Here is a 15,328-nt window from a genome sequence, read left to right on the forward strand (position 1 = left end):
GGGATTAGTCCTAAGGAGGGCGCATGTCTGCAATCGAAGTAATCCTGGTTGATCGTCACGATCGTCCCATCGGCAGGATGGAAAAGCTGGAAGTTCATGAGAAAGGGTTACTGCATCGCGCGGTAACTGTTTACGTGTTCAACTCCCGCCACCAACTGTTGCTGCAGCAGCGTGCCAAGGGCAAATATCACTGCGGAGGATTGTGGAGTAACACCACCTGCGGTCACCCCTTCCCACAGGAATCCACCCAGCATGCCGCAGAGCGCCGTCTGCGTGAAGAGATGGGAATGCGTCTTTCACTGCATCCGGCATTTGAGTTGAGCTACAACCTGCCAATGGGCAACGGACTGACCGAGCATGAGTACGGCCACGTTTACTTTGCCTTCAGCGATGAGCAGCCACAGCCTAACCCGGAAGAGGCCGATGGCTGGCGCTATGCCTCACTGGCTGACATCGAGCAGGAAATGCAACGGTATCCACAGCGCTTTACGCCTTGGTTCCTGCATACCTTTGCCCGCATTCCACCGGCCTTCAAACAGTTCACCGCTCAACAACTAGCGGGCTAGACCTCAGCCCGCACAGTCAACTCCGTTCGTTTTCTACGCAAAGTCTTCCGCATCCACATCGTAACCTGAGGGTTCCCAACGGATGGCGAGCAGGGCAATCAACCCAGCCAGCGGCGCCAGCGCAATGATCCAAAAGACATCGGTGCTGAAGGCTGCCGAAAGCAGCGGGAACAGGAACAGCGAAGCGGTTGAACTGGCCCGCATCAACGTCTGGTTAAAGCCGACGCCAACGCCACGCAAAGAGGTGGGATAACTGAGCGAGGCAAAGGTCATCGTATGGGAACCCGGACCAAATCCTTGTCCCAGCAGGAACAGCGCCAGCATGCCAATTGACACCGCCGCTTCAGCGCCGTCAACAGGACGGCCAATCAATGCCAGACCAATCAGGGCGATAAACTGGAAACTGTAGCCAAGCGTCGTCATTTTCCAGGCACCAAATTTCGGTACTAACCGCACCGCCAGAATCCCACCGACAAAAGCAAACAGCAGATTCAGCGCCAGCGAGACCAGGATAGTGGTCAGCATTGACTGTGCCAGGAAGCTGGAAATAATCACCGGCAGACCGAAGGCCACCGCATTATAGGCAAAGGCAGAAGCAATCGCCGTGACAGTCGCCAGAATCGTGCGGCGCAGGTACACCCCTTTCAGCAGTTCACCATAATTGCGCCAGCTGGCCTTGCGGGTGGCTTTGGCTGGCGTCAGATCCGCGTCTTCCGCCACATGAGCATTGATGCCGTAAGAGCTGCGCAAAATCGCGGCAGCCCCTTTCAGGTCGCCCTGATTAGCTGCCCACACCGGCGATTCACTCATATACCGGCTGCGGATACAGATAATCAGAATGGCTGGCACGGCACCGAAGCCAAGAATGATACGCCACAGCAGGCCGGAATGGGCTTCTGGCAGCACGGAATAGAAGAACAGCACCAGCAGATAGGAAATCGAGATGGCGGCGTACCAGGTTGGGCACCACATCGCAATACTGGCGGCTTTATTGCCGCGCCCCTTCAGCTTTGAAAACTCCGCCAGGAAGGCCATCGCTACCGGCAAATCAATGCCGACCCCTAATCCCATCACAAAACGCGCGGCGGTCAGCACGTACTCATTCGGTGCAAAAGCACAGGCCAGCGCGGCAAAAACGAAGAAAAACATATCGGCCATAAACACGCGATAGCGGCCAATTTTATCGGTCAGGTAGCCGCCGAGTAGTGCGCCGACAATGGCACCAAAAGCAATCGCGGAGGCCACCATGCCAGCGCCGGTGGGCGACAGACCAAATTCTTTGGTCACATCCTTCATGCCAAAGGCCAGTGCGCCCAGATCGTACGCGTCAAGAAACACCCCGCCCAGCGCAATACCGATCACGATACGGGCATTACTGCGGGCTTGAGTACTGGTGTTGACCAGATGTGAGACGTCCGCTGCGCGACGGATAGCGAAAGCTTCACCCGTCGGAGCATCCCCTGCCATGGCGACGTGCGCCGAAGAAGCTAAATCAGTCATGATGTTGTGGTCTTTTTTCTAAGAATAAGCCCAGAGAATACTCCCGGTGATGACAGAGTTAAATTCCTGCTGGTTATAAGTTAAAACTAAATGCCCGTTGAAAAAAAACTGACGAAAGGGTTCTCTCTTTGGGAGGCGGCTCGGGGTTTTTAGCCGTCTGGCTTTCTCTGACGATTTATTAGGCTACGCTTGTTACTAACCTTCAGGAAAGGAACAGAAAATGTCGCAAAGAACAGGGCGTAAAGCCTCTTTTGCCTTGGCTGGCTTACTGGCATTGACGGCAACAGCCCAGGCAGCGGAGCCGGTTAAAGTCGGTTCGAAAATTGATACGGAAGGATCGTTGCTGGGCAATATCATCCTTCAGGTGCTGGATAAGCACGGCGTGAAAACGGTGAATAAAGTGCAGCTCGGCACGACTCAGGTAGTCCGAGGCGCGATCACCGCTGGTGAACTCGATATCTATCCAGAATACACCGGCAACGGGGCCTTCTTCTTCAATGATGAAAAGGATCCGGCGTGGCGAAATGCCACGGCAGGCTATGAGAAAGTGAAAAAGCTGGACCAGGAGAAGAACAAACTCACCTGGCTGACGCCAGCACCAGCCAACAATACCTGGACGATTGCGGTACGAAGCGATCTGGCTGAAAAGAATCACCTGAAATCGCTGGACGATCTCAGCGCTTATCTGAAGAAGGGCGGTGAGTTCAAGCTGGCGGCGTCGGCTGAGTTTATCGAACGTGCCGATGCATTACCTGCCTTCCAGAAAGCGTATGGCTTCACCCTGAAACAGGATCAGCTGCTGTCTTTGGCTGGTGGCGATACCGCAGTAACGATTAAGGCCGCTGCTCAGCAGACTTCCGGGGTGAATGCGGCAATGGCTTATGGCACTGACGGGCCAGTTGCCGCGCTTGGGTTGCAAACGCTGAGCGATCCAAAAGGGGTTCAGCCCATTTATGCGCCTACCCCGGTGATCCGGGATGCAGTGCTGAAAGAGTACCCACAGATTGCTGACTGGCTGAAACCGGTCTTTGCCTCTCTGGACGAGAAAACGCTGCAGGAACTGAACGCAAAAATTGCCGTAGAAGGGCAGGATGCGAAAACGGTGGCAGCGGACTATTTGCAGCAGAAAAAACTGCTGTAGGGATGAGCCTGGGCCGGGCTTACCGGCCCACAAGGTAGTGGGAATATTTTGCGACTCAGACTGCATAACCGGGTATTGCTGACGCTTGCTGTGCTGCTGGTGCTAGCCGCAGTCAGTTTGCCCTTTCTGAATTATGCCCCAAACCGGCTGGTTTCCGGCCAGCCCTTGCCGCTGCACCACCTGCTGCACGGCCTTCAGTGGCTGCTGCCTGTGCCGGTCATTCTGTTGCTACTGCTGGCGTTTCTGCCGCTATCCCGCCGAAATCTGCTGCTGAGCCTCCTGCTTAGCGAAGGGCTCTTTGTCGCAGCGATCGCCTTCAGCGGCCATCAGGCCGGGGTGCTGTCGCAGCAGGGCAGTTCATTGGCAAGAACCTCCTGGGGCAGTGGCTTCTGGCTAACTGGCGGGCTTTGCTTGCTGATCGCGGCGGATGCCATCTCACGCCTGACGCCACAAGTCTTCTGGCGGCTGATCTTGAACGGGCAAATCTGGCTACCGGTCATCGTTTTTTTACTGAGCGGTCAGCTTGATCAGTTGGCATTGCTGAAAGAGTACGCTAATCGCCGGGAAGTGTTCGACCAGGCTTTCACTCGTCATTTGCTGCTGCTGGTGGGCACCTTACTCCCTACGCTGCTGATCGGCATTCCTCTCGGCTGGTGGTGCGCCAAAAAAGCGGCCGTACAGTCACCGGTTTTCGCCGTGCTCAATGTCATCCAGACGGTGCCTTCTGTGGCGTTGTTCGGCTTACTTATTGCGCCGCTGGCGGGACTTGCCCGCTCGTTTCCCTTGTTGTCAGAGCTGGGTATCAGCGGGATTGGCATGGCTCCGGCGCTGATTGCGCTGGTGCTTTATGCGTTGCTCCCGTTAGTCCGCAGCGTAGTCGCCGGGTTGCAGCAGGTGCCGAAAGAGGTGATTGAAACCGCAGAAGGAATGGGAATGACCCGCCGTCAGATCTTCTGGCAGGCGGAAGTCCCGCTGGCGCTGCCTGTGCTGCTTACCGGATTGCGGGTGATTGCCGTCCAGACTGTGGGGATGGCGGTGATCGCGGCATTAATTGGTGCCGGTGGATTCGGTGCCATTATCTTCCAGGGCTTGCTGAGCAGTGCGCTGGATCTGGTGTTGCTGGGGGTGATCCCGGTGATTGCGATGGCGGTGATCATCGATGCCCTGTTTAAATTTGTCCTTTCCGTTATTGAGGCGAAGCGCCAATGATCAACTTCAATCAGGTCAGCAAACATTTTGCCGGGAAAGCGGCGGTCAGCGAGTTGACGCTGAATATCGCCAAAGGCGAATTTACCGTGCTGATCGGCACCTCTGGCTCTGGGAAGTCCACCACGCTGAAGATGATTAACCGACTGATCGAACACGATCAGGGCACTATCGAATTCGCCGGTGAGGAGATCCGCAGCTTCAATCCGCAGATCTTACGTCGCCGTATGGGCTATGCGATCCAGTCGATAGGGTTGTTCCCACACTGGACGGTGGAAAAGAATATCGCCACGGTGCCAGCCTTACTGAACTGGTCAAAGCAGCGGATTGCCGAACGCGTTACCGAATTGCTGGCGTTACTGAACCTGGACGAGCAGTTTCGCCACCGTTTTCCTCATCAGCTTTCCGGCGGTCAGCAGCAGCGCGTCGGCGTGGCAAGAGCGCTGGCGGCCGATCCGGAAGTCCTGCTGATGGATGAACCCTTTGGCGCACTCGATCCGGTGACACGCGGCGCATTACAGCAGGAAATTGCCCGCATCCACCAGATTTCAGGCCGCACCATTGTGCTGGTGACCCATGACATTGATGAAGCGCTGGCACTGGCTGACAGGCTGGTGCTGATGGATGGCGGCAAGGCTATCCAGCAGGGAACGCCGGTAGAGCTGCTCACCCAGCCCGCCAACGAGTTTGTACGCGATTTCTTCGGGCGCAGCGAGTCAGGTATCCGCTTACTGTCGCTGGGCAATGCCGGTTCAGCGGCGCGGCGTGGTGAATGGTTGGAGGAGGAAGCCATCTCAGCGGAGATGACCTTGCGTGAGGCGCTTTCACAGTTTATTGCACGCCAGACCGATCGTCTGCCAGTGATCGACAGGCAGCAAAAGCCGCTGGGCGTGCTGCACTTCGCCGACTTGCTGCGGCAGAGGAGGGAGTAACATGCGCTGGATAAGGGATCCCTTGTTGTGGCTGATGGGCGTGTTTGTCGCGTTGCTGGCGTTGATGCCTTACAGCCAGCCGCTGTTCGCCAGCTGGTTTCCTGAGCTTGATCGGCCAATGTACCTGCAGGACAGCTTTCTGCAGCTGGCGCTGGCGCATATCGAACTGGTGGCTATTTCCAGCGTCTTTGCGGTGATTGTCGGCATGGGCGCGGGGATTTTTGTTACCCGTCCGGCGGGAAAAGAGTTTCGTTCGCTGATTGAAACGCTGGTAGCGGCGGGGCAAACTTTTCCCCCGGTAGCGGTGCTGGCGATTGCTGTGCCGGTGATGGGGTTTGGCGAGAAGCCCGCCATCATCGCGCTATTTCTTTACGGGTTACTGCCGATTTTGCAGGGCACGCTGGCTGGCATAGGCGCAGTGCCGTCAAGTGCCAGAGAGATAGCGGAAGGCGTGGGAATGAGTTCCTGGCAGATTTTGCGTAAGGTTGAGTTGCCACTGGCGGCCAGCGTGATTATTGCCGGGATCCGCACCTCGGTGATCATTAATATTGGCACGGCAGCCATAGCTTCAACCGTTGGGGCCAAAACCTTAGGCTCGCCGGTGATCATCGGCTTAAGCGGATTTAACACCGCTTATGTGATTCAGGGGGCTTGTCTGGTGGCGCTGCTGGCTATCCTGACCGATCGTCTGTTTGAGCGCCTGCAGAGGCACTTCAGGAACGGATAAGCAAGGTGTAACCGGTCAGCATCACGCCGCCAATGCCGCCCAGCGCCATTAACAGGAAGATGAAGATGACGCCAATTTTTTGCAAGTTCATGCCGGTGTGTCCGTTGGTCTGCCGCTGAAAGAGGGCGAAGTATAACGCCATTCGCCCTCGCGGGTTAAGCCTTTGCTGGCATTTTATTGCCCGATAGCCTGCTCTTTGTTAAAGAAAATGGTGACTCGCGCGACCTCGATGCCGAGTTTTTTCATTGAGGTGACGTTCATCAGGTGGGTGGCATCCTGCTGATAGATCCAGTCATCGAAGTTCAGCTTGTAGCTGCTGCTGTCGGTTTTCACTGTCATGGCGTACTGCCAGTTGAAGGCATTCCCGGCAGCGTGACCTTTGGCGGTGCCGATGATATCGCCAGCCGTCCCGACGTAGCTGCCATCCTCAAGCTTGCGGATGTGCCAGACGCGAGTCTGTTTTTCACCATCATCGTAAACAAACTGCTCGTTCAGCGTCAGGGTTGAGCCAACTACCGTGCCCTGGATCACCACTTCAAATCGGCGGATCTGTTTGCCACTGTAGTCCTGTACCATCCCCCATGCGCGTGACTGGCCGTTAAACCACTGGAAGATATCAATCTTCGGCTGGGCCTGTTGATAGTCTTCAATTTTCGCGCCGCACCCTGTCAGCAGCAGCGCACCAATTAACAGCAGGAATTTCCACATCAGCTACCTCCGGTAAGTGCCCGACGGATGTCGGGATAAGTCGTTTTTTCTGCCAGCCAGATGGCCAGGAAGGCATCCCGGAAGGCCGGGTCAAAGGGCTCTCCAAGCGATTTGATCGGCGAAGTTATGCCCGGGGCTTGCCAGTAAAACTGTCCGCCTTGTTGACTGGCCTGAAAAGCCAGCCTGGTGCCATCTGTCACGTCCGGCCACAAGCTGTTTAACTCTTTGATCCATTTCTGACGCTGGCTTTCTGTTCCAATGTTCTGTGCCTGCCACTGCTCTTCAGTCGCCTGGGTCAGTTCCTGATGCGTGATGTCGCGGCGGTAAGTGATCACCAGTGCCAACGGCCAATGCTGAGGCTTGAAGCTGCCCGCAGGCGTTAACAGCTGCGAGTCGTAAACGGTGAACGGCCCCCAGGTCAGCGTGGCTTTCCCTACTTGCTGCCAGCTCTGCCAGTCAGAAGCCTGGGCTAGCGGCGAAAGCATCAATAGAAACAGCAGTAGCACTCTCATGATCTCTTCCTTTGCAGCAGCCAGCGTGTGAGCGGCAGGTAAATAGCCCAGCCAATAGCCATCAGGCCAAAGACCTTCAGGGGTGAGGCAGTCAGTTCCATGCCACCCAGACGCTCGCCGATATAATACGAGAAGGGGCCGGCTGCGGCGCCGAGCAAGGCCAGAAAGAGCCCGTTTAACGGGTAGCGTTGCAGAAACAGTCGCCACCAACAAGCATAGGCCAGCCACAACGACAGCATCCAGACTGGCAGCCAACTCGCCCCGGCAAAATGGAACAATCCCAGCCACAGCCATAGGCTGTCCATTGCCACGCCAGCCAACGTCACGGCTAAAAGACGCAGCTTGCTTGCGGCATCACTGACCAGCCAGGCAACAATTGCCACCGCCAGCAGAGCGTAAACCGCGCTGTCCCGCAGACCTACAGCCAGCGCCCAGTAGAGGTCAAACCCCAGCGTCAGTAGCCAGAAGCGCAGGGTACTCATGCACGCTCGGCGGTGAGCTGAATGGTGCCGATAGTTTTAGCCCGGAAACCCGCTTCGCAATAGCACAGATAGAACAGCCACATACGGCGGAAATGTTCGTCAAAACGGCCTTTTTCCAGCTGTGGCCAGGCGTGATCGAAGCGATGCCGCCACTCTTGCAGGGTGCGCGCGTAGTCCAGTCCCATCTCAAACAGATCCAGACTGACGAAGTCCGTCAGTTCGTTCATGGTCTTTTCAAGCAACTTAACCGAAGGCAAAAAGCCGCCAGGGAAAATATAACGCTGGATAAAGTCGACGCCGCTGGCATAGCCTTCAAACCGTTCTTCACTGATGGTTATAGCCTGTAATGCCATGCGCCCGCCGGGTTTAACCAGCTGCTGACAGCGTTCGAAAAACAGCGGGATATAATTTTTGCCTACGGCTTCAATCATTTCGATTGAGACCAGCTTGTCGTACTGACCGGTCAGATTGCGGTAGTCCTCTTTCAGCACCGTCACTTTTTCGCTCAGCCCAGCCGCTTTAATACGCTGGCAACTGTAGTCGTACTGCTCCTGAGAAATGGTAGTGGTGGTGACGCGGCAACCGTATTCGCGCGCGGCGAACTCGGCCATCGCACCCCAGCCAGTGCCAATCTCCAACAGGTGATCGTGTGGACTCAACCCAAGTTTGACGCACAGGCGGCGCATTTTCGCCTGCTGCGCCTGTTCCAGCGTCATCTCCGGCTTTTTATAACAGGCGCTTGAATAGAGCATCGCCTGGTCCAGAAACGCGGTGTAGAAATCGTTGCCCAGATCGTAATGGGCAGCAATATTGCGCTTCGCCTGTTTCACGCTGTTACTGCGAAACGCATGGCGCATCTTATTCAGCGGCGACGAGAGCCAGCTCAGCCGGGACTCGAGCTTATCCAGCACCGGCATATTGGTCGCCAGCGTCAGGATCACCGCCGTCAGGTCGGGCGTATCCCAGTCGCCGTCCATATAGGTTTCAGCCGCAGCAATGCTGCCGCCGAACAACACCCGACGGTAAGCGCTGGTGTGATGAACCACCACTTCAGCCTGAATAGCGGCCTGGCTGTCGCCAAAGAAATGGGTCCCCAGATGAGGATCGTGCAGACGCAAGCCCGCGCCCTGCAGGTGGTGTAACAGAGAAAAAATCAGCCGCCGAGAGGTGGACAAACGTTTGCCCGTTTTACCGCGACGGGTCAGGGTCAGCTCCGGTATACACATCCACTATTTCTCCGACTTAGGGTGGTCATAGATCGGCGCGCCTTTGCGCCACAACTTCCAGGCTTGCCAGTAAATGGCCAACGCGGTTCTCAGGGTAATCAGCGGAAATCGCCACAAATGGTGGCGCAGTGTTTTTCTGGTCAGTGGCTGGTGCCGCAGGTGCAGCGTGGCATCAAATTCGCGACCGACCCGATGATTTTCAATGTGGACCGAAAGGGACTTTCCGGGAGCGGAAAGACGCCAGTGATAAACCATGTCCATCGGATTAAACGGGGAAACATGGAACGCCTTCTGAGTTGTCTCACTGCCATCTGGCTTCACTGCGTAAGTGTGACGTTCGTTCCACGGCGTATTACGCACTTCCGCCAGCATCCAGCGCAGGCTGTTGGTTTCATCGTACAGGTAGTAAAAATTCACCGGGTTAAATGAGCTGCCCAGATAGCGTAACTGGGTCAGTAACATCACTCGCCCGTTCAGGCGCTCGCCGGTCAGTTCGGCAATTCGATCCTGGGCGCGCTGCTTAATATCGCCGCCGCCAAGGTAATCATCCTGGCAAAAAGAGGCCCAGGAAAATTTACCCAGCCGGATACCGACGCTGCCCAGCATCGGCAGCTCATCAAGGTCAATCAGCGGCATAAAAATACGGTAGCTGAACTGGTGATCTATCGGCGTGAAGCGTCGATGCCGCACATGTCCGCTATACAGCGCACTGTTCATAGCAAACCAGCCTGTTCCATCGCCGCGACCACATCCAGACCGCTGCGGATCCCATCTTCATGAAAGCCGTTATAACTCCAGGCCCCACAGAACCAGCTCCGGTTGCGGCCATTAATCCGCAGGCGTTCGCTCTGAGTCGTCAGGCTTTGCAGGCTGAACTGAGGATGATGGTAGATATAGCGGCCAAGCACTTTTGCCGGATCGATCGGTTGCGTGGCATTCAGGGAGACACAAAACGTCTCGCTGGACTGGATGCCCTGCAGAATGTTCATGTTGTAGGTCACGCTGGCACCCAGCAGCTCGTCGCCTGCCTGGGTATCATCCAGTCGGTAGTTCCAGCTTGCCCACGCGCGGCGTTTTTCTGGCAGCAGGGAAGTGTCGGTATGCAGGACCACTTCGTTGGCGCTGTACGGAACGCCCAACAGCATTTCGCGTTCTTCGCTGGTGGGGTCAGCCAGCAAATTCAGGGTCTGGTCGCTGTGGCAGGCAAAAATCACCTGATCATAAATCTCCTCACCGCGTGAGCTGTGCAGGATGACACCCTGTTCAGTGCGCTCTGCTTTTAGCACCGGCGTGGCGAGATACACGCTCAGCTTGTCGCCAAGCAGAGTGAGTAGCCGACGGATGTACTCTCTGGAGCCACCTGGCACCACATACCATTGCGGGCGCTGGCTTAAATCCAACAGGCCGTGATGGTTGAAGAAATGCAGAAACAGCGACAACGGCATCTGGCGAATTTCGGCCAGTGAGGTTGACCAGATTGCCGCGCCCATTGGCAAGATATAGTGCTGAGCAAAGAACGGGCTGAAGCCTTCCTTTTGCAAAAAGTCATCCAGCGTTCCCTGGTCTTGCTGATGGTCCAGCCAGGCTTTGCCACGCTTATTAAAGCGCACAATCTCCATCAGGAACCGCCAGAAGCTGGGCTTCAGTAAATTGCTGCGTTGAGCAAACAGCGTGCCCAGCGTGTGGCCGTTGTACTCCAGGCCGCTGCGATTGTTACGGACCGAGAAGCTCATTTCAGTGGGCTTGCTCTCCAGCCCCAGTTCGGCAATCAGCGACAGAAAGCGGGGATAAGTCCGGTCGTTAAACACGATAAATCCGGTATCGATCGCCCACCTTTTTCCTGCCAGCTCCACATCCACCGTGGCCGTATGGCCGCCGAGGGTTGGGCCAGCTTCATACAGGTGCACCTCGGCTTTGTCTGCCAGTTTCCATGCACAGCTGAGCCCGGCAATGCCGCTGCCTACAATCGCTATTCTCAAAGATTACCTCGCTATCTGTTGGGTAAGCAGGCGCTGAAGCGCAACAGGCAGACGTGAGGTCATGCGCAAAATAAAGGAGAGCAGTCGAGGGAAGGCGATCTCGGCTTTGCCTTTCGCCAGGCCTGCACGAATACAGCGAGAGGCCTGGGTGACGGTGATCATCATCGGCATCGGGAAATCGTTGCGCTGGGTCAGCGGGGTATCGACGAAACCTGGCTGGACAAGGCTTATTGCGATTTGCTGGCGTTTTAAATCCTGCGCCAGGCTGCGGGCGAAGTAGGCCAGCGCCGCCTTTGAGGCACCATAAGCTTCGGCGCGCGGCAACGGAACCAGACTGGCTGTTGATCCGACTAACGCAACGCGGCTACCCGGAGCCAACTGCGGCAGCAGTACGTCCAGGCAGTTAACCGGGCCGCTGAAATTGGTGCTCATCACGCGATGGACTTTCTCCGCCTCAACCACGCCATGATTCAGATATTCACAAGTCCCGGCACAAAGGATCACCAGGTTGGCGCTTTTCCCCTGCAGCGCCTGGCGTGTTTCGCTCAGATTGGTGATATCAAAAACACACAGCACGATGTCGCTATGCAGTTCACGCAGGGTTTCTAACTTGGCGCGATTGCGCCCGCAAGCGGTGACGTGCCAGCCTTCCGCGGCATAGTCGAGTGCCAGTTGATAGCCAATGCCGGAGCTTGCGCCGGTGATTAATACCCGTTTCATGGTTTTAACCTCTTTTTAAGCTGTTTGATTACCGCTCCCAGCACGGGGATTTTTTCGTACAGCATGGCGCCCATGTCGTAGTAATCGCGTTGATAACTGATTTTGTCGTCGCGGAACTGCAGGTAACTGCTGCCTTCCAGCGACTGCTCTGCCCCGCGTTGCAACGAAGGATGAGCGTAGATCATCCGCCAGATCAGCAGGGCGTTATCGTCAAAATGGTGAGTGCGGGAGACCTCAAACCGGCAGTAGCGCAGGTTTTTCAGCAGAGAAGAAAAGTAGTTCTCAACAACGGTCAGACCCCGGTGTTCGCCTACCGGATCCGCCAGGCAAATGTCAGAGTGGTAGATGTCCTGCAGCTGGCTCAGTTTGCTGGTTTCCAGCGTCTGGTAAAACGCCACCAGTCGGGCCAGCGTTTCCTGCTGTGTCATATGCCACTCCTCAGCCTCAGCTGCTTATATAGGTGATAGAGAATCCCTGCTCGTGCCAGTGCGTAAGCTGCTCTTGCTGTCTGCGGGTCAGCGGTTTTCCGGTAAACACAAAGAGATTTTGGCCTGGGAAAAGTTCCGGGCGCGGCATCTCAAGGGGTTCAGCCAGCACATCGATTCGCCAGCCTTGCTGTGACAGCCGCCAGGCCTCCAGCCAAAGTCTGGTCCTGTCTTCATTGCCCCAGCCAATCAGCAAAGCATCTTTGCCTGGTTTCTTACGCGACCCGGTTAAACAGAAGGCGACATAATCTATTAAAGCACCATCCAGCAAACTGCACATGGTGCGGGCGGTATTTTGATCGAGCCCCAGCCGCTGTCTGATCGGGATGAAAACGTGATCAATCAACGCGTCTGCCGGGTTTTCGCGACCAACTGTCGCAATTTTAGCCCGGAGTTTTGCTGCTCTGACATGACGGAGGACCGCCATCATTTCTTCCTGCAATGTGACCCATCCATCATGGACGTTAACGTTTTCGCCTTCGAGGAGGGCCTTAACCTTGCCGACGGGCACGCCACTTTTCACCCAGCGCATAATCTCTTCGATGCGCTGAATATCTTCTTCATCAAACTGGCGGTGACCGCCTTCGGTCCGCTGGGGTTTTAATAAACCGTAGCGACGCTGCCATGCCCGTAGCGTGACCGGATTAATACCGCAGCGCTCTGCGACGTCACCAATACTGTACAATGCCATTCAATTCCTCACGATCAGCCCACTCCACCTAACCGTAGCGAACTCTTGATTGTTGTACAACTATTATTTTGTTGTACAACTTGAAGTTCAGCGCAAATCACGGTAGATCTCAATTAAGAGAATATTTCCCTTTTATGAGATTATTATGGACTCCTTTGCTAATACCGACCGCCTTCTTGCCTTGCGTCTGGCCGACTTACGGCTGGAAAAAGGCTGGTCGCTGGACACCCTGGCTGAACTAACCGGCATCAGCAGAGCCTCTTTATCACGTATTGAACGAGGCGAAACCAGCCCAACGGCCGCACTTATGAATCGGTTGTGTATTGCTTACGGCTTAACGATGTCGCGGCTGCTAAGTGAAGTAGAAGAGCAGGGGCCGCAGCATCTGCGTCCAGCGAATCAAACTGTCTGGCAGGATCAGGAAAATGGCTATCACCGCCGCAGCGTTTCACCGCCCGCGAGCAATTTTCACGGTGAGCTGGTGGAGGGGCGTTTGCAAGGTGGCGCGCTGATAGAATATGACGCGCCGCCACTAGAAGGGATTGAACAACATATCTGGATGCTTGCCGGCGTGCTGGAGTTCAGCATGAATGACGAGCAGTGGCGGCTGGAGGCGGGTGACTGCCTGCGTTTTCACCTTTTTGGTCGCTCCTCTTTCCACGCACCAGAGGCCGAAGGTGCGCACTATGCTTTGGTGGTGTGTCGTCTATGAATCAACTTCAGTATCAACTTCTCAGTGCAGAGCAGGCCGCTACAGAACAGGCGGCTTTATTTAAGGTCCTTCAGGCCTGTGTCGCAGAAGGTGCCAGCATCGGTTTTATCTCTCAGGATCCGCAGCCAATGCAGCACTTCTGGCAGGGTGTTATCGCCAGTCTGGCCAGCGGAGACAAGCAGTTGATTGTCGCGCGCCAGCAAGGCGAGATCGTAGCCACGGTGATTGTGGTGCTGGGTATGATGCCGAACGGCAGCCATCGGGCGGAAATCGCCAAGCTGCTGGTACACCCTAAAGCCAGAAGGCAGGGCATCGCGCGCGAGTTACTGCTTAAGGGGGAAAAGCTGGCGGAGCAGGAAGGAAGAACGCTGTTAGTGCTGGATACCCGAACCGGCGATGTGGCAGAACAGCTGTATCTGGCACAAGGCTGGCAGATCAGCGGCCAGATCCCCGATTACGCCCTGTCAACAGAAGGGGCATTCGATGCCACAACAGTGATGTTTAAAAGGGTAGGTTGAGTAAAACAGTGGAGGCAGTCCCTAATAATAGTGCCTGGGCTCAACTGATCCCCAACGAATCTATAAAAAGTCTTATTGTCTGGCGAGGGAGAAGCAAACTGTGATGAATGAATCGCTTAATTTCCTGAATATTAGATAAAAAAATACCCGCAGTTGACCACTCAACCCTGCGGGTCTTACCCTCCTTTGTCTGGCTGTGCGCTATGCCTGATGCGCAGAGAATAATCATTGCTGGCCTGGTACATTTTCAGTAATGTGACTCAGGTCACTCCGCATTATTCAGCCTTATCTGCGTTATTTACCCAACCTGCCGCACTCTGATTAGCCGTTTTCCCCTGGTGGATGAAGGAACTATGCTCACGTTGAAAGTGTTAAGTATTGGATTTATCTGCATCATGCTGCTCTCTTTAGGCCAGAGCTATCTTAAGGCCTCACATAACGGTGTAGCGTTAACCGGGCAGAGCTGGTCGACAGCAAAGCGTGACTCTGCCGGGATCGCGCCCGATCCGGTTGCCTTAAGCCAGACTGCCATCGTGCAGATTTATGTCGCCCCGACTTTCGGCTGGCGTGGCCTGTTTGCCGTCCATCCGTGGATCATCTTTAAAAAGGCCGGTGAAACTCAGTTTAGCCGCTATGAAGTGGTGAGTTGGGGAAGCAACAATGTGATCCGCGAAAACTTTACCCTCCCGGACGGTTACTGGTTTGGCGCTAAGCCCCAGCTGATCGTGGATCACCGTGGTGCAGCGGCCGCAGCGATGATCCCGCAGATTGAAGCCGCGATTAAAAGCTATCCCTGGCCGCACACTTATCGGGTCTGGCCTGGCCCCAACAGCAATACCTTCCTTGCGCATATTGGCCGGGAAGTGCCCACGCTAAGACTGGATCTGCCTGCGAATGCCATTGGTAAAGATTTCCGGCCGCTGACCAATCCCGTTGGCCTGCCGCCGTCGGGGCGCGGTTTCCAGTTCTCTTTACTGGGTGTACTGGGGCTGACGCTGGGCGGTGAAGAGGGGCTTGAGGTCAACATTCTGGGCTTCAATATGGGCGTGGATATCAAGTCTCCGGCATTGCGGCTGCCTTTTATCGGGCGCATAGGTAAAGCTCACCTGGAAACAGACAGCGCTAATTGAGTGCTGTTGACTAAATTAATAAAGGCGAAAATATGCGCCTTTATTAAAATTACAATTTCTACTGCGGTGTTCTAAATAATATTTAAATAGCGC

At 55.4% G+C, this 15,328-nt stretch carries 19 protein-coding genes; 8 read left to right on the forward strand and 11 right to left on the reverse strand.

The genetic code is table 11. The features are described from left to right. Window positions 1–23 precede the first annotated feature (23 nt). Entirely contained in the window at window positions 24–566 is a 543-nt protein-coding gene (gene idi / locus WCC56_RS11070; protein WP_424692422.1) for an isopentenyl-diphosphate Delta-isomerase, read from the forward strand. 33 nt (window positions 567–599) lie between these two features. Here the strand turns inward: idi and WCC56_RS11075 are convergent, their stop codons facing one another. Beyond that, complete coding sequence (locus WCC56_RS11075; protein ID WP_424692423.1) at window positions 600–2,066, reverse strand: MFS transporter; 1,467 nt, start codon at window positions 2,064–2,066, stop codon at window positions 600–602. Between the two features lie 220 nt (window positions 2,067–2,286). Between WCC56_RS11075 and osmF the strand changes: the two genes are divergently transcribed. The 4 genes from osmF to WCC56_RS11095 are packed head-to-tail and all read left to right on the forward strand — an operon-like array spanning window position 2,287 to window position 6,072. After that, window positions 2,287–3,207 carry a glycine betaine ABC transporter substrate-binding protein OsmF gene (gene osmF, locus WCC56_RS11080; RefSeq protein ID WP_424692424.1) on the forward strand — a complete coding sequence of 307 codons (921 nt, stop codon included), beginning with the start codon at window positions 2,287–2,289 and terminating at the stop codon, window positions 3,205–3,207. A gap of 48 nt (window positions 3,208–3,255) precedes the next feature. Then, complete coding sequence (locus WCC56_RS11085; protein WP_424692425.1) at window positions 3,256–4,416, forward strand: ABC transporter permease; 1,161 nt, start codon at window positions 3,256–3,258, stop codon at window positions 4,414–4,416. Beyond that, window positions 4,413–5,345: an ABC transporter ATP-binding protein gene (locus tag WCC56_RS11090; RefSeq protein ID WP_424692426.1), complete on the forward strand. Its 933-nt coding sequence runs from the start codon at window positions 4,413–4,415 to the stop codon at window positions 5,343–5,345. Before WCC56_RS11085 ends, WCC56_RS11090 begins: the two co-directional genes overlap by 4 nt. A gap of 1 nt (window position 5,346) precedes the next feature. After that, window positions 5,347–6,072 (forward strand): ABC transporter permease, encoded by a 726-nt coding sequence (locus WCC56_RS11095; protein ID WP_424692427.1) that lies wholly within the window; start codon window positions 5,347–5,349, stop codon window positions 6,070–6,072. Here WCC56_RS11095 and WCC56_RS11100 read toward each other — a convergent pair. The 10 genes from WCC56_RS11100 to WCC56_RS11145 form a co-directional block, all read right to left on the reverse strand. After that, window positions 6,059–6,163: a protein YohO gene (locus WCC56_RS11100; protein WP_265911831.1), complete on the reverse strand. Its 105-nt coding sequence runs from the start codon at window positions 6,161–6,163 to the stop codon at window positions 6,059–6,061. The genes WCC56_RS11095 and WCC56_RS11100 overlap by 14 nt on opposite strands. Before the next feature lie 83 nt (window positions 6,164–6,246). Beyond that, the gene (locus tag WCC56_RS11105) at window positions 6,247–6,780 is read right to left on the reverse strand and encodes a DUF3833 domain-containing protein (protein ID WP_424692428.1); all 534 of its coding nucleotides are present in this window, start codon (window positions 6,778–6,780) and stop codon (window positions 6,247–6,249) included. Then, window positions 6,780–7,292, reverse strand: a complete 513-nt coding sequence (locus WCC56_RS11110; protein WP_424692429.1) for a hypothetical protein — start codon at window positions 7,290–7,292, stop codon at window positions 6,780–6,782. Before WCC56_RS11110 ends, WCC56_RS11105 begins: the two co-directional genes overlap by 1 nt. Further along, entirely contained in the window at window positions 7,289–7,774 is a 486-nt protein-coding gene (locus WCC56_RS11115; RefSeq protein ID WP_424692430.1) for a DUF2878 domain-containing protein, read from the reverse strand. Before WCC56_RS11115 ends, WCC56_RS11110 begins: the two co-directional genes overlap by 4 nt. Beyond that, complete coding sequence (locus WCC56_RS11120; protein ID WP_424692431.1) at window positions 7,771–9,000, reverse strand: class I SAM-dependent methyltransferase; 1,230 nt, start codon at window positions 8,998–9,000, stop codon at window positions 7,771–7,773. Before WCC56_RS11120 ends, WCC56_RS11115 begins: the two co-directional genes overlap by 4 nt. 3 nt (window positions 9,001–9,003) lie before the next feature. Next, window positions 9,004–9,717: a DUF1365 domain-containing protein gene (locus tag WCC56_RS11125; protein ID WP_424692432.1), complete on the reverse strand. Its 714-nt coding sequence runs from the start codon at window positions 9,715–9,717 to the stop codon at window positions 9,004–9,006. Next, entirely contained in the window at window positions 9,714–10,979 is a 1,266-nt protein-coding gene (locus WCC56_RS11130; protein ID WP_424692433.1) for an NAD(P)/FAD-dependent oxidoreductase, read from the reverse strand. The genes WCC56_RS11125 and WCC56_RS11130 overlap by 4 nt, the downstream gene beginning before the upstream one ends. 3 nt (window positions 10,980–10,982) lie before the next feature. Further along, window positions 10,983–11,699: an SDR family NAD(P)-dependent oxidoreductase gene (locus WCC56_RS11135; RefSeq protein ID WP_424692434.1), complete on the reverse strand. Its 717-nt coding sequence runs from the start codon at window positions 11,697–11,699 to the stop codon at window positions 10,983–10,985. Next, entirely contained in the window at window positions 11,696–12,127 is a 432-nt protein-coding gene (locus WCC56_RS11140; RefSeq protein WP_424692435.1) for a nuclear transport factor 2 family protein, read from the reverse strand. The genes WCC56_RS11135 and WCC56_RS11140 overlap by 4 nt, the downstream gene beginning before the upstream one ends. A gap of 16 nt (window positions 12,128–12,143) precedes the next feature. After that, complete coding sequence (locus WCC56_RS11145) at window positions 12,144–12,875, reverse strand: MerR family transcriptional regulator (RefSeq protein ID WP_424692436.1); 732 nt, start codon at window positions 12,873–12,875, stop codon at window positions 12,144–12,146. Window positions 12,876–13,020: 145 nt separating this feature from the next. Between WCC56_RS11145 and WCC56_RS11150 the strand changes: the two genes are divergently transcribed. The 3 genes from WCC56_RS11150 (at window position 13,021) to WCC56_RS11160 (ending at window position 15,235) form a co-directional block, all read left to right on the forward strand. After that, a complete protein-coding gene (locus WCC56_RS11150; protein ID WP_424692437.1) occupies window positions 13,021–13,587 on the forward strand; it encodes a helix-turn-helix domain-containing protein in 567 nt (188 codons plus the stop codon). Beyond that, window positions 13,584–14,105, forward strand: coding sequence for a GNAT family N-acetyltransferase (locus tag WCC56_RS11155; protein WP_424692438.1), 522 nt, complete (start codon window positions 13,584–13,586; stop codon window positions 14,103–14,105). The genes WCC56_RS11150 and WCC56_RS11155 overlap by 4 nt, the downstream gene beginning before the upstream one ends. Before the next feature lie 353 nt (window positions 14,106–14,458). Beyond that, window positions 14,459–15,235, forward strand: a complete 777-nt coding sequence (locus WCC56_RS11160) for a DUF3750 domain-containing protein (RefSeq protein WP_424692439.1) — start codon at window positions 14,459–14,461, stop codon at window positions 15,233–15,235. The last annotated feature ends 93 nt before the right edge of the window (window positions 15,236–15,328 follow it).

Source organism: Erwinia sp., from assembly GCF_049696395.1.
Lineage (GTDB): Bacteria > Pseudomonadota > Gammaproteobacteria > Enterobacterales > Enterobacteriaceae > Erwinia.

Bases quoted from the DNA above. Each gene is read 5' to 3' on its own strand.
- WCC56_RS11135 (WP_424692434.1), bottom strand. From the start codon at position 11,699: ATGAAACGGGTATTAATCACCGGCGCAAGCTCCGGCATTGGCTATCAA.
- WCC56_RS11100 (WP_265911831.1), bottom strand. From the start codon at position 6,163: ATGAACTTGCAAAAAATTGGCGTCATCTTCATCTTCCTGTTAATGGCG.
- WCC56_RS11125 (WP_424692432.1), bottom strand. From the start codon at position 9,717: ATGAACAGTGCGCTGTATAGCGGACATGTGCGGCATCGACGCTTCACG.
- WCC56_RS11120 (WP_424692431.1), bottom strand. From the start codon at position 9,000: ATGTGTATACCGGAGCTGACCCTGACCCGTCGCGGTAAAACGGGCAAA.
- WCC56_RS11090 (WP_424692426.1), top strand. From the start codon at position 4,413: ATGATCAACTTCAATCAGGTCAGCAAACATTTTGCCGGGAAAGCGGCG.
- osmF (WP_424692424.1), top strand. From the start codon at position 2,287: ATGTCGCAAAGAACAGGGCGTAAAGCCTCTTTTGCCTTGGCTGGCTTA.
- WCC56_RS11150 (WP_424692437.1), top strand. From the start codon at position 13,021: ATGGACTCCTTTGCTAATACCGACCGCCTTCTTGCCTTGCGTCTGGCC.
- WCC56_RS11115 (WP_424692430.1), bottom strand. From the start codon at position 7,774: ATGAGTACCCTGCGCTTCTGGCTACTGACGCTGGGGTTTGACCTCTAC.
- WCC56_RS11105 (WP_424692428.1), bottom strand. From the start codon at position 6,780: ATGTGGAAATTCCTGCTGTTAATTGGTGCGCTGCTGCTGACAGGGTGC.
- idi (WP_424692422.1), top strand. From the start codon at position 24: ATGTCTGCAATCGAAGTAATCCTGGTTGATCGTCACGATCGTCCCATC.
- WCC56_RS11145 (WP_424692436.1), bottom strand. From the start codon at position 12,875: ATGGCATTGTACAGTATTGGTGACGTCGCAGAGCGCTGCGGTATTAAT.
- WCC56_RS11095 (WP_424692427.1), top strand. From the start codon at position 5,347: ATGCGCTGGATAAGGGATCCCTTGTTGTGGCTGATGGGCGTGTTTGTC.
- WCC56_RS11110 (WP_424692429.1), bottom strand. From the start codon at position 7,292: ATGAGAGTGCTACTGCTGTTTCTATTGATGCTTTCGCCGCTAGCCCAG.
- WCC56_RS11160 (WP_424692439.1), top strand. From the start codon at position 14,459: ATGCTCACGTTGAAAGTGTTAAGTATTGGATTTATCTGCATCATGCTG.
- WCC56_RS11155 (WP_424692438.1), top strand. From the start codon at position 13,584: ATGAATCAACTTCAGTATCAACTTCTCAGTGCAGAGCAGGCCGCTACA.
- WCC56_RS11075 (WP_424692423.1), bottom strand. From the start codon at position 2,066: ATGACTGATTTAGCTTCTTCGGCGCACGTCGCCATGGCAGGGGATGCT.
- WCC56_RS11140 (WP_424692435.1), bottom strand. From the start codon at position 12,127: ATGACACAGCAGGAAACGCTGGCCCGACTGGTGGCGTTTTACCAGACG.